Annotated in this window: 20 protein-coding genes; 9 read left to right on the top strand and 11 right to left on the bottom strand. The window is 72.8% G+C overall.

Annotated features, from left to right (window positions below; translation table 11 throughout):
- The first annotated feature begins 45 nt into the window (after positions 1-45).
- Both ACYU8I_RS05505 and ACYU8I_RS05500 read left to right on the top strand, forming a co-directional pair.
- Positions 46-3,939 (top strand): multifunctional oxoglutarate decarboxylase/oxoglutarate dehydrogenase thiamine pyrophosphate-binding subunit/dihydrolipoyllysine-residue succinyltransferase subunit, encoded by a 3,894-nt coding sequence (locus tag ACYU8I_RS05505; RefSeq protein ID WP_460838316.1) that lies wholly within the window; start codon positions 46-48, stop codon positions 3,937-3,939.
- 20 nt (positions 3,940-3,959) lie between these two features.
- Positions 3,960-4,145 carry a DUF6104 family protein gene (locus tag ACYU8I_RS05500; RefSeq protein ID WP_460838313.1) on the top strand — a complete coding sequence of 62 codons (186 nt, stop codon included), beginning with the start codon at positions 3,960-3,962 and terminating at the stop codon, positions 4,143-4,145.
- 315 nt (positions 4,146-4,460) lie between these two features.
- Here the strand turns inward: ACYU8I_RS05500 and ACYU8I_RS05495 are convergent, their stop codons facing one another.
- From ACYU8I_RS05495 to ACYU8I_RS05485, 3 genes are all read right to left on the bottom strand, one after another.
- Complete coding sequence (locus ACYU8I_RS05495) at positions 4,461-4,667, bottom strand: hypothetical protein (protein ID WP_460838311.1); 207 nt, start codon at positions 4,665-4,667, stop codon at positions 4,461-4,463.
- Positions 4,668-4,756: 89 nt separating this feature from the next.
- Positions 4,757-5,938: a fatty acid desaturase family protein gene (locus tag ACYU8I_RS05490; protein ID WP_460838309.1), complete on the bottom strand. Its 1,182-nt coding sequence runs from the start codon at positions 5,936-5,938 to the stop codon at positions 4,757-4,759.
- Between the two features lie 50 nt (positions 5,939-5,988).
- A complete protein-coding gene (locus ACYU8I_RS05485) occupies positions 5,989-7,083 on the bottom strand; it encodes a ferredoxin reductase (protein ID WP_460838307.1) in 1,095 nt (364 codons plus the stop codon).
- 127 nt (positions 7,084-7,210) lie between these two features.
- Between ACYU8I_RS05485 and ACYU8I_RS05480 the strand changes: the two genes are divergently transcribed.
- Positions 7,211-8,443: a metal-dependent hydrolase family protein gene (locus ACYU8I_RS05480; RefSeq protein ID WP_460838306.1), complete on the top strand. Its 1,233-nt coding sequence runs from the start codon at positions 7,211-7,213 to the stop codon at positions 8,441-8,443.
- 9 nt (positions 8,444-8,452) lie between these two features.
- Positions 8,453-9,112: a TetR family transcriptional regulator gene (locus tag ACYU8I_RS05475; protein WP_460838303.1), complete on the top strand. Its 660-nt coding sequence runs from the start codon at positions 8,453-8,455 to the stop codon at positions 9,110-9,112.
- 9 nt (positions 9,113-9,121) lie between these two features.
- On the opposite strand, the gene ACYU8I_RS05470 is transcribed toward ACYU8I_RS05475, so the two are convergent.
- The 5 genes from ACYU8I_RS05470 to ACYU8I_RS05450 all read right to left on the bottom strand — a co-directional run bounded on the left by ACYU8I_RS05470 (position 9,122) and on the right by ACYU8I_RS05450 (position 14,138).
- A complete protein-coding gene (locus ACYU8I_RS05470; protein WP_460838301.1) occupies positions 9,122-10,579 on the bottom strand; it encodes an MDR family MFS transporter in 1,458 nt (485 codons plus the stop codon).
- A 122-nt stretch (positions 10,580-10,701) separates the two neighbouring features.
- The gene (locus ACYU8I_RS05465; protein WP_460838299.1) at positions 10,702-11,373 is read right to left on the bottom strand and encodes an SDR family oxidoreductase; all 672 of its coding nucleotides are present in this window, start codon (positions 11,371-11,373) and stop codon (positions 10,702-10,704) included.
- Entirely contained in the window at positions 11,370-12,350 is a 981-nt protein-coding gene (locus ACYU8I_RS05460; protein WP_460838296.1) for a zinc-binding dehydrogenase, read from the bottom strand. The genes ACYU8I_RS05465 and ACYU8I_RS05460 overlap by 4 nt, the downstream gene beginning before the upstream one ends.
- 75 nt (positions 12,351-12,425) lie before the next feature.
- Complete coding sequence (locus ACYU8I_RS05455; protein ID WP_460838293.1) at positions 12,426-13,664, bottom strand: NAD(P)-dependent malic enzyme; 1,239 nt, start codon at positions 13,662-13,664, stop codon at positions 12,426-12,428.
- Positions 13,665-13,796: 132 nt separating this feature from the next.
- Positions 13,797-14,138 (bottom strand): S24 family peptidase, encoded by a 342-nt coding sequence (locus ACYU8I_RS05450; protein ID WP_460838290.1) that lies wholly within the window; start codon positions 14,136-14,138, stop codon positions 13,797-13,799.
- A gap of 104 nt (positions 14,139-14,242) precedes the next feature.
- Between ACYU8I_RS05450 and sodN the strand changes: the two genes are divergently transcribed.
- The 3 genes from sodN (at position 14,243) to ACYU8I_RS05435 (ending at position 16,003) form a co-directional block, all read left to right on the top strand.
- Positions 14,243-14,644, top strand: coding sequence for a superoxide dismutase, Ni (sodN, locus tag ACYU8I_RS05445; RefSeq protein ID WP_460838288.1), 402 nt, complete (start codon positions 14,243-14,245; stop codon positions 14,642-14,644).
- A gap of 179 nt (positions 14,645-14,823) precedes the next feature.
- Entirely contained in the window at positions 14,824-15,195 is a 372-nt protein-coding gene (locus tag ACYU8I_RS05440) for an ATP-binding protein (protein ID WP_460838498.1), read from the top strand.
- A gap of 19 nt (positions 15,196-15,214) precedes the next feature.
- Positions 15,215-16,003: an RNA polymerase sigma factor SigF gene (locus ACYU8I_RS05435; RefSeq protein ID WP_460838286.1), complete on the top strand. Its 789-nt coding sequence runs from the start codon at positions 15,215-15,217 to the stop codon at positions 16,001-16,003.
- Positions 16,004-16,019: 16 nt separating this feature from the next.
- Here the strand turns inward: ACYU8I_RS05435 and ACYU8I_RS05430 are convergent, their stop codons facing one another.
- Together ACYU8I_RS05430 and ACYU8I_RS05425 are read right to left on the bottom strand one after the other, a co-directional pair.
- On the bottom strand, positions 16,020-16,952 hold the full coding sequence (locus ACYU8I_RS05430; RefSeq protein ID WP_460838284.1) for a threonine/serine dehydratase: 933 nt from the start codon (positions 16,950-16,952) through the stop codon (positions 16,020-16,022).
- Positions 16,949-17,362, bottom strand: coding sequence for a hypothetical protein (locus ACYU8I_RS05425; protein ID WP_460838282.1), 414 nt, complete (start codon positions 17,360-17,362; stop codon positions 16,949-16,951). Before ACYU8I_RS05425 ends, ACYU8I_RS05430 begins: the two co-directional genes overlap by 4 nt.
- 306 nt (positions 17,363-17,668) lie before the next feature.
- On the opposite strand from ACYU8I_RS05425, the gene ACYU8I_RS05420 reads away from it, so the two are divergent.
- On the top strand, positions 17,669-17,920 hold the full coding sequence (locus ACYU8I_RS05420; protein ID WP_460838279.1) for a WhiB family transcriptional regulator: 252 nt from the start codon (positions 17,669-17,671) through the stop codon (positions 17,918-17,920).
- 14 nt (positions 17,921-17,934) lie between these two features.
- Here ACYU8I_RS05420 and ACYU8I_RS05415 read toward each other — a convergent pair whose 3' ends face one another.
- Positions 17,935-19,422 carry a sensor histidine kinase gene (locus ACYU8I_RS05415; RefSeq protein WP_460838276.1) on the bottom strand — a complete coding sequence of 496 codons (1,488 nt, stop codon included), beginning with the start codon at positions 19,420-19,422 and terminating at the stop codon, positions 17,935-17,937.
- Between the two features lie 80 nt (positions 19,423-19,502).
- Between ACYU8I_RS05415 and ACYU8I_RS05410 the strand changes: the two genes are divergently transcribed.
- On the top strand, positions 19,503-21,191 hold the full coding sequence (locus ACYU8I_RS05410; RefSeq protein ID WP_460838273.1) for an acetolactate synthase: 1,689 nt from the start codon (positions 19,503-19,505) through the stop codon (positions 21,189-21,191).
- The last annotated feature ends 8 nt before the right edge of the window (positions 21,192-21,199 follow it).

Below are 21,199 nucleotides of genomic sequence, written 5' to 3'. Positions count from 1 at the left end.
CCAGAGGTCACACACCCACGGTCTGGAATAGAGGCGGAACACACCGTGCCCGAGTCCTCGGAAAAGGCAGCACCCTCCGGTTTCGGAGCCAACGAATGGCTCGTGGAGGAGATGCACGAGCGCTACCGCAAGGACCCGCACAGCGTCGACAAGGTGTGGTGGGACTTCTTCGACCACCAGGGCGACGACGCCCGGTCCGGCGAGGCTGCGGGGGGCACCAACGGTGCCGCCGAGAAGACCGCCGAGACGACCGCCGAGAGGGCCACGCAGGAGCCGGCCGGCACGCAGGACGAGAAGCCGACCGCGAAGGCCGCCCCGACGTCCGGGCGACCTGCTGCCGAGCCCGCCGAGAAGCCCGCCGAGAAGCCCGCCGAGAAGCCCGCCGACAAGCCCGCCGCTGCGAAGAAGAGCGAGACCGTGACCCAGAGCGCCTCCGAGCCCGAGCAGAAGACGAACCAGAAGCAGGCCACCAAGCCCGCCAACAAGACCGGCACCAAGAACGGCACCAAGAACGGCACCAAGAACGGCACCGAGGACGGGAGCGACCAGGCCGCGGAGAAGCCGGCCGAGCCGACGTACACCGTGCTGCGCGGCGCGCCCGCACGCACGGCGGCCAACATGGACGCCAGCCTCACGGTGCCGACCGCCACCAGCGTGCGCTCGGTGCCGGTCAAGCTGCTGTGGGACAACCGCATCGTCATCAACAACCACCTCGCCCGCGCTCGAGGCGGCAAGGTGTCGTTCACCCACCTGATCGGCTTCGCCCTGGTCAGGGCGCTGCAGTCGATGCCGGAGATGAACGTCGGCTTCGACACCGTCGACGGCAAGCCCAACCTCATCACCCCGGCGCACGTCAACCTCGGCCTGGCCATCGACCTGCCGAAGCCCGACGGCACCCGCCAGCTGCTGGTGCCGAGCATCAAGGGCGCCGAGCAGATGGACTTCGCCCAGTTCTGGACCGCCTACGAGGAGCTCGTCCGCAAGGCGCGCGGCGGCAAGCTCACCGTGGCCGACTTCCAGGGCACCTCGATCAGCCTCACCAACCCCGGCACCATCGGCACCAACCACTCGGTGCCCCGCCTGATGAAGGGCCAGGGCGCCATCATCGGCGTCGGCTCGATGGAGTACCCGCCCGCCTTCCAGGGGGCCTCGGAGGAAACGCTGACGCGCAACGCGATCAGCAAGGTCATGACGCTGACCTCGACCTACGACCACCGGGTCATCCAGGGGGCCCAGAGCGGCGAGTTCCTGCGCCGGGTCCACCAGCTGCTGCTCGGCGAGGACAACTTCTACGACGACATCTTCCGCGCGCTGCGCATCCCCTACGAGCCGATCCGCTGGTCCAACGACATCTCGGCCAACCACGACGACGAGATCAGCAAGCAGGCCCGCATCCTCGAGCTGATCCACGCCTACCGCGTGCGCGGCCACATGATGGCCGACACCGACCCGCTCGAGTACAAGCAGCGCAGCCACCCCGACCTCGAGGTCGAGAGCCACGGACTGACCCTGTGGGACCTCGACCGCGAGTTCGCGACCGGGTCCTTCGGCGGCGAGCGCCGGTTCATGAAGATGCGCTCGATCCTCGGCATCCTGCGCGACTCCTACTGCCGCACCGTCGGCATCGAGTACATGCACATCCAGGACCCCGAGCAGCGCCGCTGGATCCAGGAGCGTGTGGAGCAGCCCCACCGCAAGCCCCCGCGCGAGGAGCAGCTGCGGATCCTGCTCAAGCTCAACCAGGGCGAGGCCTTCGAGACCTTCCTGCAGACCAAGTTCGTCGGGCAGAAGCGCTTCAGCCTCGAGGGCGGGGAGACCACGGTCGCGCTGCTCGACGAGATCTGCGAGGCCGCCGCCGAGGCCGGCCTCGACGAGGTCAGCATCGGCATGGCCCACCGCGGCCGGCTCAACGTGCTGGCCAACATCGTCGGCAAGAGCTACAGCCAGATCTTCCGCGAGTTCGAGGGCAACATCGACCCCCGCACCGTCCAGGGCTCGGGCGACGTGAAGTACCACCTCGGCGCCGAGGGCGAGTTCGTCTCCGACCACGGCGACACCGTCAAGGTGTCGGTGGCCGCCAACCCCTCGCACCTCGAGGCGGTCGACCCGGTCCTCGAGGGCGTCGTGCGCGCCAAGCAGGACGTGCTCAACCAGGGCGAGGTCTTCCCCGTGCTGCCGCTGCTGGTGCACGGCGACGCGGCGTTCGCCGGCCAGGGCGTGGTCGCCGAGACCCTCAACCTCTCCCAGCTGCGCGGCTACCGCACCGGCGGCACCGTGCACGTCGTCGTCAACAACCAGGTCGGCTTCACCACCTCCCCGGCTGCGTCGCGCTCGTCGCTCTACTGCACCGACGTCGCCCGGATGGTCCAGGCCCCGATCTTCCACGTCAACGCCGACGACCCCGAGGCGTGCATCCGCGTCGCGCGGCTGGCCTTCGAGTACCGCCAGGCCTTCAACAAGGACGTCGTCATCGACCTGGTGTGCTACCGCCGCCGCGGTCACAACGAGGGTGACGACCCGTCGTACACCCAGCCGCTGATGTACGACCTCATCGAGCAGAAGCGTTCGGTGCGCAAGCTCTACACCGAGTCGCTGATCGGTCGCGGCGACATCACGCTCGAGGAGGCCGAGCAGGTCCTGCGCGACTACCAGCAGCAGCTCGAACGGGTCTTCACCGAGGTCCGCGAGGCCACCTCGGCGCCCAAGGGCTGGACGACCGTGCCCGACTACCCCGAGAAGAGCGCCGAGGACTACACCACGGCGGTCCCCGCCGAGGTGCTCAAGCGCATCGCCGACGCCTACGTCTCGGCACCCGAGGGCTTCACCGTGCACCCGAAGGTGCTGCCGCAGCTGCAGCGCCGGTCGGCGGCGATGAAGGAGGGGCCGATCGACTGGGGCGCAGGCGAGATCCTCGCCTTCGGCTCGCTGCTGATGGACGGCCGCACCGTGCGCCTGGCCGGCCAGGACTCGCGCCGCGGCACCTTCGCCAGCCGCTTCGCGACCATCATCGACCGCCACAACGCCCAGGAGTGGACGCCGCTGTCCAACCTCAGCGAGGACCAGGCGAAGTTCTACGTCTACGACTCGCTGCTCTCCGAGTACGCCGCCCTCGGCTTCGAGTACGGCTACTCCGTGGCCCGGCCCGACGCCCTCGTGGCGTGGGAGGCGCAGTTCGGCGACTTCGTCAACGGCGCCCAGACGGTCATCGACGAGTTCATCACCTCGGGCGAGACCAAGTGGGGCCAGCAGTCGGGCGTCGTCCTGCTTCTCCCCCACGGCTACGAGGGCCAGGGCCCCGACCACTCCTCGGCCCGCATCGAGCGGTTCCTGACGATGGCGGCCGACGACGCCTTCGTGGTCGCGCAGCCGTCGAGCCCGGCCAGCTACTTCCACCTGCTGCGCCGCCACACCCTCGGCCAGCGGCACCGACCGATGGTCGTCTTCACGCCGAAGTCGATGCTGCGCCGCAAGGAGGCGGCCTCGCAGCCCGAGGACTTCACCACGGGCACCTTCGAGCCGATGATCAGCGACCGCGCCGTCGACCCCGCGAAGGTCGACACGGTGCTGCTGTGCAGCGGCCGGATCACGTGGGACCTCGTGGTCGAGCGGGCCAAGCGCCAGGGCGACGACCTGACGACCGCCATCGTGCGGCTCGAGCAGCTCTACCCGCGCCCGACCGAGGACGTCGCGGAGGAGCTGAAGCGCTTCCCGAACCTCAAGGAGGTCCGCTGGGTGCAGGACGAGCCGGTCAACATGGGCCCCGCCCCGCACCTGCGGCTCAACATGTTCCCCGCGCTCGACCACCCGGTGCGCGTGGTCTCGCGTCCGGCGTCGACCTCGCCGGCCGTGGGCCAGGCCAAGCGCCACGCCGAGGAGAACAAGCAGCTCCTGGGCCAGGCCTTCGCCGAGCCGCGCGCGCAGGCCGAGCAGAAGTACTGAGCGCGACGGCGGCCTGAGCGGTGTACTTCACCGACCGCGGCATCGAGGAGCTGCTGCGCCGGCGCGGCGAGGAGGACGTCGCGATCTCGTGGCTCGCCGACCGGCTGCAGGAGTTCACCGACGTCCACCCCGAGCACGAGGCGGCCGTCGAGCGGCTGGCCACCTGGCTGGCCCGCCTCGACGACCCCGACGACGACCTCGCCTGACACCTGCCCCGTCGCCTGCTCCCTGAGGAGGTTGCGCAGCCCGTCGCCCGCTTCCTGAGGAGGTTGCGCAGCCCGTCGCCCGCTCCCTGAGGAGGTTGCGCAGCCCGTCGTCTGCTCCCTGAGGAGGTTGCGCAGCCCGTCGCCTGCTCCCTGACGACGTCGCTCAGCCCGTCGCCTGCTCCCTGACGACGTCGCTCAGCCCGTCGCCTGCTCCCTGAGGAGGTTGCGCCGCAACCGTCTCGAAGGGCCCTGCCACCCGTCCACGACCGGCGGGAGCCGGCCTCCTCGACGTCCGGAGGGCCGGGGGCGGACGGGTCAGTCGTCCGGCTGGTCGCGCAGGGCGCGCTTGGTGGAGTCGCGGATCTCGAAGATCTCGGTGGCGAAGCCGCCGAGCGTGCGGGCGACGTCGCCGACCGCGGTGGTCAGGATGGTTGCCACCGTGCCGACGGTGTTGGCCGCAGCGGTGACGCCGTCCTGCACGGCGTCCTTGCGGATCTCGTTGCGGGTGAGCTCGTCGCCCATCGTCGCGGTCCTTCCTCGTGCGTAGATGCGTGCACCCTCCTGGGCCAGTGTGGCCCAGGAGGGTGCGGTGCCGGTACGTGCTCTCGGTCTCAAGCGGCGACGCGCTCGTCGAGCGGAGCGGCGGGCGCCTTGGGCTCGACGGAGCCCTTCCGGTCCGGCAGGGCGAGGCGGCCGATCTTCTTCGCGACGCTCCACAGCTGCTTGTGCAGCGGACCGGTCGTGTACTCCAGCCCGTAGCGGTCGCAGATCTCGCGGATCTCCGGCGCGATCTCGGGGTAGCGCTTGGCCGGCAGGTCCGGGAACAGGTGGTGCTCGATCTGGTGCGACAGGTTGCCCGACATGATGTGGAACAGCGGGCCGCCGGAGATGTTGGCCGAGCCGAGCACCTGGCGGTAGTACCAGTGGCCGCGCGACTCCTCCGGCTTGCCGTCGGGGCCGACCGAGTCGAGGCACTCCTCCTGGGTGAAGGTCTCCGCGCCGGCCGGGAAGTGGCCGCAGAAGATGATGTTGAAGGCCCACACGTTGCGGATCAGGTTGGCCGCGGCGTTCCCCGCGAGGGTCAGCGGGAAGAGCGGACCGGTCAGCGCCGGGAACAGCACGTAGTCCTTGAGCGCCTGCCGCTTGACCTTGCGCATGATGCCGCGGTGCAGGGCGGCGTTCTCCTCGATCTTGCGCTTGCCCGCGACGATGTTCTCGACCTCGAGGTCGTGCAGGGCGACGCCCCACTCGAAGAACACCATCAGCAGGAAGGCGTAGACCGGGTTCCCCAGGTAGTAGGGGTGCCACTTCTGGTCCTCGTCCATCCGCAGGATGCCGTAGCCGATGTCGCGGTCCTTGCCCAGGACGTTGGTGAAGGTGTGGTGGATGTAGTTGTGGCTGTACTTCCACTGCGAGCTGGGGCAGACGTTGTCCCACTCGAACATCCGGGAGTTGAGGCCCGGGTCGCCCATCCAGTCGTACTGGCCGTGCATGACGTTGTGCCCGACCTCCATGTTGTCGAGGATCTTCGACACGGCGAGGGCACCGACGGCGAGCGGCCAGGCCGGGGGCAGGTACATCAGCGCGCGGCCGGCGACCTCCAGCTGGCGCTGGCGCTTCAGGACGGTGCGGATGTAGTCCGCGTCGTGCTCGCCCAGGTCGTTGAGGACGCGCTGGCGGATGGCGTCGAGCTCGTCGCCGAACGCCTTGAGCTGCTCGGGGCTGAGGTGGACCTTGCCGCTCAGCGGGTCCTTCACCGACGAGGTGACGGGTGCGGTCTGGGTGGTGCTCATCAGAACTCCTTCTTCCTTCTCGAGCTCGTGAACGTGGGGGGACGGATCGGTCAGAGGTCGACGACGCAGTCGCCGACGGGCTGGGAGACGCAGACGCGGATCTCCTCGTCGGGCAAGGAGGACTCCTCGCCGGTGGTGACGTTGCGGACCGTGCCCTCCTGCTTCGTCGCGACGCAGGAGAAGCAGATGCCCATGCGGCAGCCGAACTCGGGCTTCAGGCCGAGCGCCTCGGCCTGCTCGAGCAGCGTGGCGCCGGTGTTGGCGGCGTCCTTGCCGGACGCGGCGAAGCTGACCTCGCCCTCGGCGGTGCCGGAGCCGCCGGCGGGGCGCGTGGAGAGCTTGAAGAACTCCGAGCGCAGCCGCGGGTTCTCGGCGTACGCCGCGTGCACCAGGTCCATCATCCCGGCCGGGCCGCAGGCCCAGGTGTCGGTCTCGGCGTAGCCCGGCACCAGCCTGCGCAGCGCCTGCTCGCTGAAGACGTCGTCGCCGTAGTGCAGCTTGACGGTGACGCGGTTGTCGGCCCACGCGATCCGCTGCAGCTCCTCGGCGAAGATCTGGTCCTCGGGCGAGCGGGCGTAGTGCAGGAACGTCACCTTGCGGCCGGCGTGGCCGTCGTACCCGTCGCGAAGCAGCGTGCGCAGGTGCGACATCGCGGGCGTGATGCCGGAGCCACCGGTGATGTAGAGCAGGTGGTTGTTGGTGGGCGTCGACGGGCTCTCGACCAGGGTGAAGTCGCCCTGCGCCTGCGAGAGGTGCACGACGAGGCCCGGCTGGGCCTCCTCGACGAGGTACTTGCTGACGAGGCCCTCGGCGTGCGAGCGCACCGTGATCGTGAACTCCTCGCCCGGGGCCGAGGCCGCGGACGAGATGGAGAAGACGCGGGTGGTGCGTCGGGCGCCGGGGACCTCGACGCCGACCTGCACGTGCTGGCCGGCGCGGTGCCCGCGCCAGGTGTTGGTGGGCTGCAGGCGGAGCGTGGCGACGGGGTGCTCGCCCGACGTCTCGCGGACCACCTCCGTGACCGTCGCGCGGACCTCGTTGGCGGCCCACATGGGGTTGACCAGCTCCAGGTAGCGGTCGACCGTGTGCGGCGAGGCGAGTGCCTCGAGCACGCGGGACCGGAGCACACGCTGGGTGATGCTCATGTCGGTGCGACCTCCCTCACACTCGGTGTACATCTGTGCACCAACGATCCCAAGCGGCGTCCGCGCAGGTCAAGGCGCTGCCGGGGTGACGCCGCCCACGCGAGCGCCGTCACACTAGGGTCGGGGGATGACACGGACCCTGTTCTCGGGCGGACTGGTCTTCGACGGCACGACCGCGCCGCCGGCGCCGGGCGACGTCGCGGTCGAGGCAGGACGCGTCGTCGCGGTCGGCCCCGACCTCGCGCGCTCCTGGGAGGCCGACGAGGTCGTCGACGTGACGGGCGGCTACGTCTCGCCCGGCTTCTTCGACTGCCACGTGCACGTCACGCTCGACGCCCCCAGCCAGGCCCGCATCCTCGAGACGCCCTTCAGCCTGCAGTTCTACGCCGCAGCGGCCAACCTCGCGACGACCCTGCGCACCGGCATCACGAGCGTGCGCGACGCGGGCGGCGCCGACCTCGGCATCCGCACCGCCCTCGAGCGCGGCATGATCCCCGGCCCGCGCACCCAGATCTCGATCATCATGCTGAGCCAGACCGGCGGGCACGGCGACGACTGGCACGTCTGCGGCGGCCACGCGCCGTTCTTCGTCCCCCACCCCGGTCGGCCCGACGGCGTGGTCGACGGCCCGCACGAGGTACGCCGCCGCGTCCGAGAGCTCGTCCGGGCCGGGGCCGACGTCATCAAGGTGGCGACGACCGGCGGGGTGCTCTCCCCCACCGACGACCCCCGGCACCCGCACTTCCGCGACGACGAGGTCGCCGAGATGGTCGCCGAGGCGACGGTGGCCGGCATCCACGTCATGGCGCACGCCCAGGGTGCCGAGGGCATCAAGACCGCGCTGCGCAACGGCGTGCGCTCCATCGAGCACGGGATCTACCTCGACGAGGAGGCCATCGAGATGATGCTCGAGCGTGGCGCCTGGCTGGTACCGACGCTGCACGCACCCCGGGCGGTGATCACCGCCGCCGAGGCCGGTCTGCCCCTGCCCGCCAGCGTCGTGGCGAAGGCCCGCGACGTCGCGGGGGCCCACGTCGACAGCGTGCGCCGGGCGCACGAGGCGGGGGTCCGCATCGCGATGGGCACCGACTGCGGGGTGGGCCCGCACGGCACCAACCTCGAGGAGCTCGGGCTGATGGTCGAGGCCGGGCTGAGCCCGATGGAGGCGCTGCACGCCACGACCGGCTCGGCGGCCGACCTGCTCGACGTGGCCGCCGACCGGGGCCGGATCCAGGAGGGCCTGCGGGCCGACCTCGTGGTCGTCGACGGCGACCCGCACGACGTCCACGGGCTGCGCGAGCGGGTGCGATCGGTGCACCTCGACGGTTGCGAAGTGCATCGACGTCCCCCGCCGCCGTAGGGTCGGCACATGTCCCCCGCCCAGGCCAGCCGCACCGACGCGTCCGTGGACGCGCGGCCGGAGACCCGCGGCGAGCGCAAGGAGCGCACCCGGCGGGCCATCCTCGACGCCGCCCTGGTGCTCTGCCAGGACAGCAGCCTCGTGGCACTGTCGCTGCGCCAGGTGGCCAAGGAGGTCGGCATCGTGCCGACCGCCTTCTACCGCCACTTCGACTCGATCGAGGACCTCGGCCTCACCCTGGTCGAGGAGTCCTTCGTGTCGCTGCGCGCGATGCTGCGCGACGTACGTCGCACCGACCCGCAGTTCCGCGACATCATCGACCAGTCGGTCAGCGTGGTGCTCAACCACACCCGCTCGCACCACGACCACTTCGCCTTCATCATGCGCGAGCGTCGCGCCGGGCCCCCCGCGGTCCGGGAGGCCATCAACAGCCAGATCGCCCTCGTCGAGCGCGAGCTCGCCACCGACCTGCGCCCCCTGGTGCCGCCGCACTGGTCCGACGGCGACGTGGCCGTGCTGTCCAACCTCATCGTGACGCTGATGGTCGGCATCGTGGAGTCGCTGCTGCCGGCCCGCCCCGACGAGGAGGACGAGATGGCCGCCCGTGCCCGCACCCAGCTGCGCATGCTGCTCATCGGGGCCCTGCAGTGGGAGTCGCGGCCCGCCTGAGCCGAGCCCTCACACGGCGCTGGTCTGCTGCTCCTCGACCGGCGTGGTGACGACCGGCCCGCGACCGGTGCGCGCGACCAGCGCGAGCACGACGACCACCGTGAGCACGCCGACGACCGCGGAGGTGCCGAACGCCCAGCGCACGCCCTCGACCGCGGCCGCGCCGGCGTCGCCGCCGGCACCGACGAGCGAGCCCGTGCGCACGCTCATCACGGTGACCGCGAGCGCCGTGCCGACGGCCCCGGCCACCTGCTGCAGGGTGCCGAGCAGGGAGCTGCCGTGGGAGTACAGGTGGGGCGGCAGCGCGCCCAGCCCCAGGGTGAACAGCGGCGTGAAGAGCATCGCCAGGCTCACCATGAGCACGACGTGCAGCGCGAGCACGGCGCCGACGCCGACGTGCGGCAGCAGCAGCGCCAGCGCCGTGGTGCTGCCGAGCAGCATCAGGGCACCGGGCAGCACCAGCGGTCGCGGGCCGAAGCGGTCGTAGGCACGACCGACGCGCGGGCCGAGCAGGCCCATCGCCAGGCCACCGGGCATCACCAGCAGACCGGTCTCGAGCGGCGAGAGCCCCCGCTGCTCCTGCAGGTGCAGCGGCAGCAGGATCATCGCGCTCAGCATCGCCATGAACCCCAGCGACATCGCGACGAGCGCCAGGGCGTACGTCGGCACCCGCAGCGTGCGCAGGTCGAGCAGCGGCTCGCCGCTGCGCTGCAGCCGGCGCTGGCGCAGCACGAACGCCGCCACGCCGACCGCGCCGGCGCCCGCGGCGGCGTACGCCGTGCCGGACGCGGCGTGCTCACCCAGCTCGGCGAGCCCGAAGACCAGGCCGCCGAAGCCGACCGCGGCCAGCACCACGCTGAGCAGGTCGAGCGAGCCCTCGCGGGTCTCGCCCACGTCGCGCAGGCCACGCAGCCCGCCGACGGCGATCAGCACCGCCACCGGCAGCACCAGGCCGAAGATCCAGCGCCACGACAGCTGCTGCAGCACGACGCCCGAGACCGTGGGGCCGAGCGCCGGCGCGACCGACATGGCCAGCGTGACGTTGCCCATCACCCGGCCGCGGTCGGACTCGGCGACGATCGCCATCAGGGTGGTCATCAGCAGCGGGATCATCACCGCCGTGCCCGAGGCCTGCACCACGCGCGCCACCAGCAGCACCGCGAAGGTCGGCGCCACGGCGGCCAGCAGGGTGCCGGCGACGAAGGTGCTCATCGCCAGGCCGAAGACCTGGCGCGTGCGCAGCCGCTGCAGCAGGAAGCCGGTGGTGGGGATCACCACGGCCATCGTCAGCATGAAGACGGTGGTCAGCCACTGCGCGGCGCCGGCGTCGACGGAGAAGTCGGCCATCAGCTGCGGCAGCGCGTTGATCATCGTCGTCTCGTTGAGGATGACGACGAAGGTCGCGGCCACGAGCCAGCGCAGCACGGTGTAGTCGCGCGCCTGCTCGGCGCTCGCCTCGGGGGGCATCGGCGTTCCTCGGGTCTGCTCGGGTGCAACGGTCACGGGGAGGCAGACGTGCCTCGGGGACCGAACTCATCGGTGCCCCCGATCCTTCCCCGGGTCGGCTCCCGCCGCCACCCGGTTTCGGGTCAGGGGGTGCGGACGGTGACGTCGGTGAGGGTGGCGTCGCGCGGGAGGTCGAGCACGTGGAGGACGGCGTCGGCCACGGTGCCGGGCTGGATCCAGGCCGAGGCGTCGTACTCCTGGCCCTCCTGCCGGTGCACCTCGGCCTGCATCGGCGTGGCGGTGCGGCCGGGGTAGACGCTGCTGACGCGGACGCCGTGGGCCTTCTCCTCCTCGCGCAGCGCGTCGGCCAGGGCCCGCAGGCCGTGCTTGCTGGCGGCGTACGCCGCCCACCCGGGGTTGGCGCGCAGGCCGGCGCCGGAGTTGACCATGACGACCGTGCCCCGTGCCGACCGCACGGCCGGCAGCACGTGGCGGGTGAGCTCGGCGACGGACACGAGGTTGACCGTCAGCTGCTGCTGCCAGGCCTCGAGTGCGAGCTCGGCGACGGCGCCGAGGTCGACGACCCCGGCCGCGTGCACCACCCCGTCGAGGTGCTCGGGCCAGGTCGGTGCGGCGAGCGAGGCGGGGTCGGCCAGGTCGGCGACCACCACCTCCGCGCCCGACCAGCGCGCGGCCAGCTCGGACGCGCGCTCGGCGGAGCGCGCGACGAGCACGAGGTCGTCGCCCCGGCCGTGCAGCCGGTCGGCGAGCACCTCGCCGATGCCGGAGCCGGCACCGGTGAGGAGCACCCTCATCGGGTGAAGACGATCTTGCCGAAGATGTCGCCCTCGGCCATGGCGGCGAAGCCGTCGCGGGCCTGGTCCATCGGCAGGGTCCGGTCGACGACTGGGCGCTGCCCGCTCGCGTCGAGCAGGGTGACGAGGCCGGCCAGCTCGCTGCGGGTGCCCATGGTGGAGCCGACGACCCGGAGCTGCAGGAAGAAGATGCGGGTGAGCTCGGCGTCGTCGAGCTTCGGGCCGCTGGTGGTGCCGCTGGTGACGAGGACGCCGCCGGGGCGCAGCGAGCGGATCGAGTGCGACCAGGTCGCGCGGCCCACGGTCTCGATCACCCCGTCGACCTTGACGGGCAGCCGGGCACCGGACTCGAAGACCTCGTGGGCGCCGAGCTCGAGGGCCTTGTGACGCTTGCCCTCGTCGCGGCTGGTGGCCAGCACCCGCAGGCCGCCGGCCCGGGCGAGCACGATCGCGGCGGTGGCCACGCCCCCGCCGGCACCCTGCACGAGCACGGTGTCACCGGCCTTCAGGCCGCCCTGGGTGAACAGCATCCGGTAGGCCGTCAGCCACGCCGTGGGCAGGCACGCGGCCTCCTCGAAGGACAGCGAGGCGGGCTTGGGCACGACGTTGCCGCGGGGCACGGCGACCTTGTCGGCGAAGGTGCCCTGGTAACGCTCGCTCAGCAGCGAGCGCTTCGGGTCGAGGGTGTCGTCGCCACGCCAGGTCGGGTCGTTGACGACCGCGTGCACCACGACCTCGTTGCCGTCCTCGTCGAGGCCCGCGGCGTCGCAGCCGAGGATCATCGGCAGCGCCTCCTCGCGCAGCCCCACCCCGCGCAGCGACCACAGGTCGTGGTGGTTCAGCGACGCCGCCTTGACGGTCACGGTCGTCCACCCGTCGGGCAGTGCCTCCTCCTGGCCGGGCTCGGGCCGCTCGCCGACCACGAGGCCGGACAGCGGGTCGTCGGAGGAGAAGGACTCGGCGTAGACGGCGAACATGGCGTGACCGTACCCAGGTCTGCTGCCGCGCCCTGGCCGGGCCCGCGGCTGGTGGGCGTCGGGCTGCGCTGCCCGTCAGCGGCGGGCGACCCCGTCGTCGCGGGCGGCCCGGGCGACGGCGGCGGCGACCGCGGGGGCGACGCGGGGGTCGAAGGGCGACGGGATCACGTAGTCCTCGCGCAGCTCGTCGCCGACGATCTCGGACAGTGCCTTGGCCGCCGCGAGCTTCATGCCCTCGGTGATGGCCGAGGCCCGCACGTCGAACGCCCCGCGGAAGATCCCGGGGAAGGCCAGCACGTTGTTGATCTGGTTGGGGTAGTCGGAGCGGCCGGTCGCCACCACCCGGGCGTGCCGGTGGGCGACGTCGGGGTGGACCTCCGGGTCGGGGTTCGCCAGCCCGAAGACCATCGAGTCGGCCGCCATGGTCGCGACCAGCTCCTCGGGAACGGTGCCGCCCGAGACGCCGACGAAGGCGTCGGCGCCTGCGAGCGCGTCGGCGAGCGTGCCGCCGACCGCGGGCGCGGTCAGCTCGGCGAGCGCGCGCTTGGAGTCGTTGAGGTCGACGCGGTCGGGGTGGATGACGCCCTTCCGGTCGGTCACGGTGACCCGTCCGATGCCCGCGGCCAGCAGGATCTTGGTGACGGCGACACCGGCGGCGCCGGCGCCGGACACGACGACGTGGGTGCTCGCCGCGAGGCGGCCGGTCAGCCGCATCGCGCTCTCGAGCGCGGCCAGCGTCACGACGGCCGTGCCGTGCTGGTCGTCGTGGAAGACCGGGATGTCGAGACGCTGCTTGAGGCGCTCCTCGATCTCGAAGCAGCGCGGTGCCGAGATGTCCTCGAGGTTGACCCCGCCGAAGCTCGGGGCCAGGCGCACCACGGTCTCGACGATCTCGTCGACGTCGGTGGTGTCGAGGCAGATCGGCACGGCGTCGACGTCCGCGAACTGCTTGAACAGCACCGCCTTGCCCTCCATCACCGGCATCGCGGCACGCGGTCCGATGTCGCCGAGGCCGAGCACCGCGGTGCCGTCGGTCACGACGGCGACGACGTTGGGGGTCCAGGTGTAGTCCTGCGCGACGTCGGGGTCCTCCGCGATCGCCTGGCACACCCGCGCGACGCCCGGGGTGTAGGCGAGCGACAGGTCCTCCGGGCCGTCGAGCGGCGCCGAGGCGATCTCCATCTTGCCGCCGCGGTGCAGGTCGAAGACCGGGTCGCCCTCGCGGGGGCCGACAGGATCGGTGCCCGGAGCGGTGTCCGGAGCGGTGTCGGGAGCGGGACGAGACGTGTCGGTGGTGCGGTCGGAGACAACCATGGGAGCACTTCCTGGGGACGGGTCGACGAGGCGGGCTGGTGGCGGCGTCGACGCCGAGGTGCCCGGAGAGTGCCCGGAGATGGGGGCAGGGAAGGGGCCGGCGGAGCCGCTGCGTCGGGTGGTGACCCGGGCCTATGGTCGCACAGCACCCGGACCCAGACGGCGTGGGCGTGGCCACACCCGCACGGGTGTGACGCCCACCACGTCGACGGTGCCCGCCGACCACGAGTCGCGGCCCTCGCGGGGGTTGTCGCGGGTGACCCACCACCCCGCTCGGGGCGAGTCGCCGTCGTGGTGCTCGAGCCGCTTGACGGCGAGCACGCCGTCGGTGAAGCGGACCACGGCCACCTGCCCGCGCCGGGGCACGGCGACGTACCGCACCAGGAGGCGGTCACCGTCGCGCAGCGTGGGCTCCATCGAGGTGCCGCGCACGACGGCGAGGCCCCACCGGGGCCCCTCGAGCGGGTGGTTCACCGACACTCCTCCCGGGTACGGCGTCTGCGTGCCGCTCGCGCGACCCCGGGAGTAGTGTCGCCGACGTGGCCCGCACGACCACAGCCGACGCGAGAGGAACCCTGATGCTCCAGCACCTGTTCGCCCCCACCGTCGAGGTCAGCGCGCACTGCGACCTGCCCTGCGGCGTCTACGACCCCGCCCAGGCCCGCATCGAGGCCGAGTCGGTCAAGGCCGTCGTCCAGAAGGCCCTCGACAGCGACGACGCCGACTTCCGCACCCGCGCGATCCTCATCAAGGAGCAGCGCTCCGAGCTGGTCAAGCACCACCTGTGGGTGCTCTGGACCGACTACTTCAAGCCCCCGCACTTCGAGAAGTACCCGCAGCTGCACCAGCTCGTGAACGAGGCCACCAAGCTGGCCGGCGCGAGCGGCACCAAGGGCGAGCTCGACGTCGAGACCGCCGACCAGCTCTTGGCGAAGATCGACGAGATCGCCGAGATCTTCTGGGAGACCAAGAAGGGCTGAGCCCTGACGGCACCCGCCGCACGAGCCCCTCGCGCCGCCTCCGGCGCGGGGGGCTCGTCGCGTCCCGGGTGGGTACCTCTCCGGCATGCGAACCCAGGACGCGCCGGCCCGAAGCGCACTACTCTGGGCGAGTCTGTCCCGCCCCAGTCCAGCGGCGTTGTAGGAAGGGCCCCGTGCGCATGCGATCCGACGTGGAGCTCCGGCTCCCGGCCGAGTCCGCCTACGTGGCCGTGCTCCGCATGACCACGGCCGGTCTCGCCGCACGTCTGGACTTCACCCTCGACGACATCGAGGACCTCCGCATGGCGGTCGGTGAGGCCTGCGCACTGGTGCTGGAGCACGCAGACGACCACGGCGACCTGCGGGCGGCCTACGACCTGGGTGCGGGATCCATCAGGGTCTCCATCTCGGCCTCCGCCCACGGGTCCGACCTCGACTCCGACAGCTTCGGCTGGCAGGTGCTCACCGCCCTGACCAGCGACGTCGAGTCGCGGCGCGACGGCCGTGACCTGTGGGTCTCCTTCACCGTCCGCTCCAGCATCACGGCCTGACGTGCGCGACCTGGCCCCGGTGGACGCGTCCCACGAGGAGCGTCGACGTGTCGACCACCGGGCCGTCAGCCGGCGGCTCTTCGCGGAGATGTACGCCGCGGACACCACGCCGGCGCGCCGCCGCGGCGTCCGCGAGGAGCTGGTGCACCTCCACCTGCCGCTGGTCGAGCACTGCGCCAACCGCTTCCGCAACCGCGGCGAGCCCTTCGACGACCTCGTCCAGGTCGGCACCATCGGCCTGATCAAGTCGGTCGACCGCTTCGACGTCAGCCGCGACGTCGAGTTCTCGACGTACGCCACCCCGACGATCATCGGCGAGATCAAGCGCTACTTCCGCGACAAGGGCTGGGCGATCCGGGTGCCCCGGCGGCTGCAGGAGCTGCGGATGGCCATCACCCGGGCCAACGCGCAGCTCGCCCAGGACCTCGGTCGGTCCCCCACGCCCGCCGAGCTCGCCGAGCACCTCGGCCGCGACGTCGAGGAGGTGCTGGAGGGCCTCGAGTCGTCCAACGCCTACGCCACCGTCTCCCTCGACGCGGGCGACGACGGCCCCGACTCTCCCACCGGTCTGCTCGAGAGCCTCGGGGCCGACGACGAGGCGCTGGCCCACGTCGAGGTGCGCGAGTCGATCAAGCCGCTGATCGAGCTGCTGCCGCAGCGCGAGCGCCGCATCCTGCTGCTCCGCTTCTTCAAGGGCATGACCCAGACCCAGATCGCCGAGGAGATCGGCGTCTCGCAGATGCACGTGTCGCGGCTGCTCAGCCGCACCCTCGCCCAGCTGCGCAGCGAGCTGCGCGAGGTCGGCTGAGCGTCGTCGAGCGGGCTCAGCCCAGCGTGGCGGGGTCGGTGTTGGCCCCGCACACCACCACGGCGACCCGCTCGTCGACGGCGGGCCGGTAGGCACCGCTGCGCAGCCCGGCCCACGCCGCCGCGGCCCCGTGCTCGGAGGGCACCCGCGCCTCGTGCCACAGCTCGCGGCGCGCCCGCTCGACGTCGTCGTCGGTGACCAGCACCGAGACCGGTGCCGTGCGCCGTGCCACCTCGAGCGCGATGTCGCCGACCCGGCGCGCCCCGAGCGAGTCGGCGGTGACGCCCGAGACCGCCACGTCGACCGGCTCCCCCGCCGCCAGGGCGGCGTGGAGCGTCGGGATCCGCTCCGGCTCGACCGCGACCACCCGCGCCCGGCCCTCCAGCGCCGCGGCCACCCCGCCGAGGAGCCCACCGCCACCGACCGCGACCACGACCGTGTCGAGGTCGGGCACGTCGTCGAGCAGCTCCAGCGCCAGGGTGCCGGCGCCCGCCACCACCTCCGGCTGGTCGTAGGCGTGGCACCACAGCGCACCGGAGCTCGATCGGTGCTCGAGCGCAGCCTCCACGGCCTCGGCGAACTCCGCCCCGCCGACGCGCACCTCGGCCCCGTGCTCGCGCAGCCGGGCGAGCTTGCCGGCCGGCACGGTGGCCGGCACGAAGACCGTGGCCGGCACGCCGAGCAGCCGTGCCGCCCAGGCGTGGGCCAGGCCGGCGTTGCCGCCGGAGACCGCCACCACCCCTGCCGACGCGTCGAGCTCGCCGCGCTCGCGGGCGGCGAGCTGGTGGTTGAGCGCACCGCGGGCCTTGAAGCTGCCCGTGCGCTGCAGGAACTCGCACTTCAGCCAGAGCGGGTGCGGCCCGGCGTCGTCGAGGGCCAGCACCGGCGTGCGCCGCACCCGCCCGCGCACCCGGTCGGCCGCGGCCAGCACGTCGTCGCGGGTGGTCACTCCTCGTCCCGGGCGCGCTCGATCGCCTCGATCGAGCGCGGGTGCAGCAGCCCGACCAGGACCAGCGCGGCGGCGACGACCAGGGTCACGGAGACCGGCCAGACCCCGCGGAAGGTCCACGCGAGCCCCAGCCACACCAGCTGGGCCAGCAGCACCGGCCCGCGCGCCCACGGCCGGGTGCGGTGCAGCCCCCACGCGCACAGCAGCAGCCCACCGCCGTACAGGGTGAAGAAGACGGTGGTGGTGAGCCCCAGCACCAACCGGTCGCTGTCGATCGAGACCGCCTCCGCGACCGCACCCACGACCACGAGCAGGCCCTGCACGAAGGTCAGGCTCGCCGCCACCGCGAGCGGGGCGGGAGCGGGCGAGCCCCAGGTGCGTTCGGCAGCGGGCCGGTCGTCGGGATCCACGCGCCCGACCCTACGTGGGCGCTCTCCCCGCACCGTGGCGTCGGGGCGCGCCGACGACGGAAACCGTGGCCGTACGCCGCTGCGACGCACGGACCGGCACGTGGTCACCGCGCGCAACCGCGTATTCCTACCCCACCTGTGACCCAGCCGACCACCAGGGGGTCTTGTGTCGAGGACCACGAGTTGCCAGTCTTGGGCGGTGCGCCGGCCACGACCTGGTCGATGCGCGCCCCCCGGCCCTCACGGATCTGCTGGCCGGGACGCCTCGTGAACTTCGTTTCACCAAGCTGGAGGAACCCCTCACTCATGGATTGGCGCCACCGTTCCGCATGCCTCGACGAGGATCCGGAGCTGTTCTTCCCCATCGGCACGACGGGCCCCGCGATCATGCAGGTCGAGGAGGCCAAGAAGGTGTGCCGGCGATGCGAGGTGCGCGAGCAGTGCCTCGCGTGGGCCCTCGAGGCGGGGCAGGACCACGGCGTCTGGGGCGGCATGAGCGAGGACGAGCGCCGCGCGCTGAAGCGGCGCAACGCCCGGGCGCGGGTGCGCACCGCCTGACGGCCGCCTGAGGTTCAGGCCCGCCGCAGCGGCACCACGACCTCGGCGCAGGTGCCGCCGCTCCCGTCGTCGCGCGCGCTGAGCGACAGCGTGCCGCCGAGCTCCTCCACGAGCGTGCGCACGATCGACAGGCCCAGGCTCGACGTCGAGCCCTCGTCGAAGTCGGGCGGCAGCCCGGTGCCGTCGTCGAGCACCCGCAGCGAGAGCGTCGCCGCGTCACGGGCGACGCGCACCAGCACCGTGCCGGGGTGCTCCGGCCCGCCCGAACCCGCCGGGAACGCGTGCTCGACCGCGTTCTGCACCAGCTCGGTGAAGACCATCGCCATCGGGGTCGCGACCTCGGAGCCGACGGGTCCGAAGCTGCCCTCGCGCCGTGCGTGCACCGGGCGGGTGGTCGCGCCGACGTCGGTGACCAGCCGGGTCAGCCGGTCGGCCACCGCGTCGAAGTCGACCTGCTCGTCGTAGGTCTGGCTCAGCGTCTCGTGCACCACCGCGATGGCGCCGACGCGGCGTACCGCCTCCTGCAGCGCGACCCGGCCCTGCCCGGGGTCGATGCGGCGCGCCTGCAGCCGCAGCAGCGCGGCGACCGTCTGCAGGTTGTTCTTCACGCGGTGGTGGATCTCGCGGATGGTGGCGTCCTTGGTCACCAGCTCGCGCTCGCGGCGGCGCAGCTCGGTGACGTCGCGGAGCAGCACCAGCGCCCCGGTGCGGCTCCCCTCGGGGCGCAGCGGGATCGAGCGCACCACCACGGTCGCCTGCTCGTTGCCGAGCTCGACGTCGGCGCCGCTGCGACCCCCCAGGACCCCGGTCACGACCTCCTCCTCGGCGCGCACGTCGGGCGGCACCAGCTCGCGGGTGACCTCGGCGAGCGAGCGGCCGGCCAGGTCGCCGACCAGGCCGAGGCGGCGGTAGACCGAGAGCGCGTTGGGGCTGGCGTAGGCCACCCGCCCGGCCGGGTCGAGCCGCACGAAGCCGTCGCCGACCCGCGGGGTGTCGGCCCGGTCGGAGGTCTCGTCGGGCAGCGGGAACCCCCCGCCGGCGATCATCTGCGAGAGCTCGGTCGCGGCCTGCAGGTAGGACAGCTCGAGCCGGCTCGGCGTGCGCACGCCCTGCAGGTTGGTGCTGCGCGCGACCACCGCGACGAGCCGGGTGCCGCGACGCACGGGGATGGCCTCGACGCGCACCGGCACGTCGTCGCGCCACTCGGGGTCACCCTCGCGGGCGATCCGGCCGTCGCGCAGCGCGGCGTCGACGAGCGGGCGGCGGCCGACGGGCAGGAAGTCGCCGACGACGTCGTCGACGAGCGCCGTGGGTCCGGTGGTGGGACGCATCTGCGCCCCCGCCCAGTAGCCGCTCGAGTCGGCGGCGGGCAGCCACAGCACGAGGTCGGCGAAGCTGAGGTCGGCCACGATCTGCCAGTCGGCGACCAGCCGCTGCAGCCAGGCGACGTCGGCCGCGTCGAGGTCGGTGCGCGCCGCGGCGAGGCTGCGGAGGGAGGGCACGCAGGCAGCCTAGGACGGGTGCCCGTCACCACCGCTCGGGACGGGTGCCGTTACCCATGGGTAGGGCTACGCTCGCGGGCATGACCCAGGCACCCGAGACCGAGACCGGCACGAGCGGGGAGGGCGTCGAGGCCCACGCCGGGAAGCACGCCGTGGAGGTGGCCCGCGCCCACGGCGTCGAGACCATGTTCACCCTGTCGGGCGCCCACGTCTTCCCGATGTACGACGGCGCGGTCACCGCCGAGCCGCCGATGAAGATCCTCGACGTGCGCCACGAGCAGACCGCCGCCTTCGCCGCCGAGGCGACCGGCAAGCTGACCCGGGTGCCCGGCCTCGCGGTGCTCACCGCCGGTCCGGGTGTCACCAACGGCGTCAGCGCGATCGCCCAGGCGCAGTTCGCCGGCTCGCCGATGGTCGTGGTCGGCGGTCGGGCCCCGGCGAACCGCTGGGGCAGCGGCTCGCTGCAGGAGCTCGACCAGCCGCCGATCCTCGCCCCGGTCTCGAAGGCCGCCCGCACCATCCACACCGCCGGCGAGGTCGCCGGGGGCATCGACGACGCCTTCCGCACCGCCGGCTCCTCGCACCGCGGTCCCGTCTTCGTCGACGTGCCGATGGACGCCTTCTTCGACACCGCGACCAGCGTCCGTCCGCCGGTCGGCGAGCGCCACCGGCAGGAGCCCGACCCCGACGCCGTCGCGAGCGTGGTGAGCCTGCTCGGCGAGGCGCGTCGGCCCGTGCTCGTGCTCGGCACCGACGTGTGGGCCGACGGCGCCGAGCACGCCGCCCTGCGCCTGGTCGAGGACACCGGCCTGCCCACCATCACCAACGGCATGGGGCGCGGTCTCGTGCCCGGCGGCCACCCGCTGCTGGTGACCAAGGCCCGCGGCGCCGCCTTCACCGGGGCCGACCTCGTTGTGGTCGTCGGCACCCCGCTCGACTTCCGGCTGGGGTACGGCGTCTTCGGCGGGAAGGACGGCGCCACCCCGGCCCGCGTGGTGCACCTGGCCGACTCCGAGGGGCAGGTCTCGGGCCACGCCGAGCTCGCGGCCCGTGCCCACGGCGACCTCGGGCTGCTGCTCGACGGCGTGCGCGAGGGCGTCCACGGGCTCGCGCAGCGCCCCGACTGGGCCGGCTGGGTCGCCGAGCTGCAGGACACCGTCAGGGCTGCCGCCGAGCGCGACCGCGCGCTGCTCTCGGCCGAGGCCGACCCGATCCACCCCGCCCGCATCTACGGCGAGCTCGTGCCGCGCCTGGCCGAGGACTCGGTGGTCATCGGCGACGGCGGCGACTTCGTCTCCTTCGCCGGCAAGTACGTCGAGCCGCAGCGGCCCGGCGGCTGGCTCGACCCGGGCCCCTACGGCTGCCTGGGCGCGGGCCTCGGCGGAGCCATCGCGGCCCGGCTCGCGCGACCCTCGGCGCAGGTCGTGCTGCTGTACGGCGACGGCGCCGCCGGCATGTCGCTGATGGACGTCGACACCCTGGTGCGCCACGACCTGCCCGTCGTCATGGTGTGTGGCAACAACGGCGCGTGGGGCCTGGAGAAGGGCCCGATGCAGATGCTCTACGGCTACGACGTCGCCGCCGACCTCGCCCCCGCCACCCGCTACGACGACGTGGTGAAGGCGCTCGGCGGGGCCGGCGAGACCGTGACCGACCCGCGTCAGATCGGCCCCGCGCTCGACCGGGCCTTCGCCTCGGGCGTCCCCTACATGGTCAACGTCATCACCGACGTCGAGGCGGCGTACCCCCGCAACACCTTCGGGATCTGAGGACCGAC

The organism is Nocardioides marmoraquaticus (assembly GCF_054777915.1).
Note: the sequence above shows the minus strand (reverse complement) of the source record. Positions and strands in the feature narration are given on the sequence as shown.

Excerpts from the sequence above, each read along its gene's own strand:
- ACYU8I_RS05495 (WP_460838311.1), bottom strand. The coding sequence starts at position 4,667 with ATGGGCGACGAGCTCACCCGCAACGAGATCCGCAAGGACGCCGTGCAG.
- ACYU8I_RS05490 (WP_460838309.1), bottom strand. The coding sequence starts at position 5,938 with ATGAGCACCACCCAGACCGCACCCGTCACCTCGTCGGTGAAGGACCCG.
- ACYU8I_RS05485 (WP_460838307.1), bottom strand. The coding sequence starts at position 7,083 with ATGAGCATCACCCAGCGTGTGCTCCGGTCCCGCGTGCTCGAGGCACTC.
- ACYU8I_RS05480 (WP_460838306.1), top strand. The coding sequence starts at position 7,211 with ATGACACGGACCCTGTTCTCGGGCGGACTGGTCTTCGACGGCACGACC.
- ACYU8I_RS05475 (WP_460838303.1), top strand. The coding sequence starts at position 8,453 with ATGTCCCCCGCCCAGGCCAGCCGCACCGACGCGTCCGTGGACGCGCGG.
- ACYU8I_RS05470 (WP_460838301.1), bottom strand. The coding sequence starts at position 10,579 with ATGCCCCCCGAGGCGAGCGCCGAGCAGGCGCGCGACTACACCGTGCTG.
- ACYU8I_RS05465 (WP_460838299.1), bottom strand. The coding sequence starts at position 11,373 with ATGAGGGTGCTCCTCACCGGTGCCGGCTCCGGCATCGGCGAGGTGCTC.
- ACYU8I_RS05460 (WP_460838296.1), bottom strand. The coding sequence starts at position 12,350 with ATGTTCGCCGTCTACGCCGAGTCCTTCTCCTCCGACGACCCGCTGTCC.
- ACYU8I_RS05455 (WP_460838293.1), bottom strand. The coding sequence starts at position 13,664 with ATGGTTGTCTCCGACCGCACCACCGACACGTCTCGTCCCGCTCCCGAC.
- sodN (WP_460838288.1), top strand. The coding sequence starts at position 14,243 with ATGCTCCAGCACCTGTTCGCCCCCACCGTCGAGGTCAGCGCGCACTGC.
- ACYU8I_RS05440 (WP_460838498.1), top strand. The coding sequence starts at position 14,824 with ATGCGATCCGACGTGGAGCTCCGGCTCCCGGCCGAGTCCGCCTACGTG.
- ACYU8I_RS05420 (WP_460838279.1), top strand. The coding sequence starts at position 17,669 with ATGGATTGGCGCCACCGTTCCGCATGCCTCGACGAGGATCCGGAGCTG.
- ACYU8I_RS05410 (WP_460838273.1), top strand. The coding sequence starts at position 19,503 with ATGACCCAGGCACCCGAGACCGAGACCGGCACGAGCGGGGAGGGCGTC.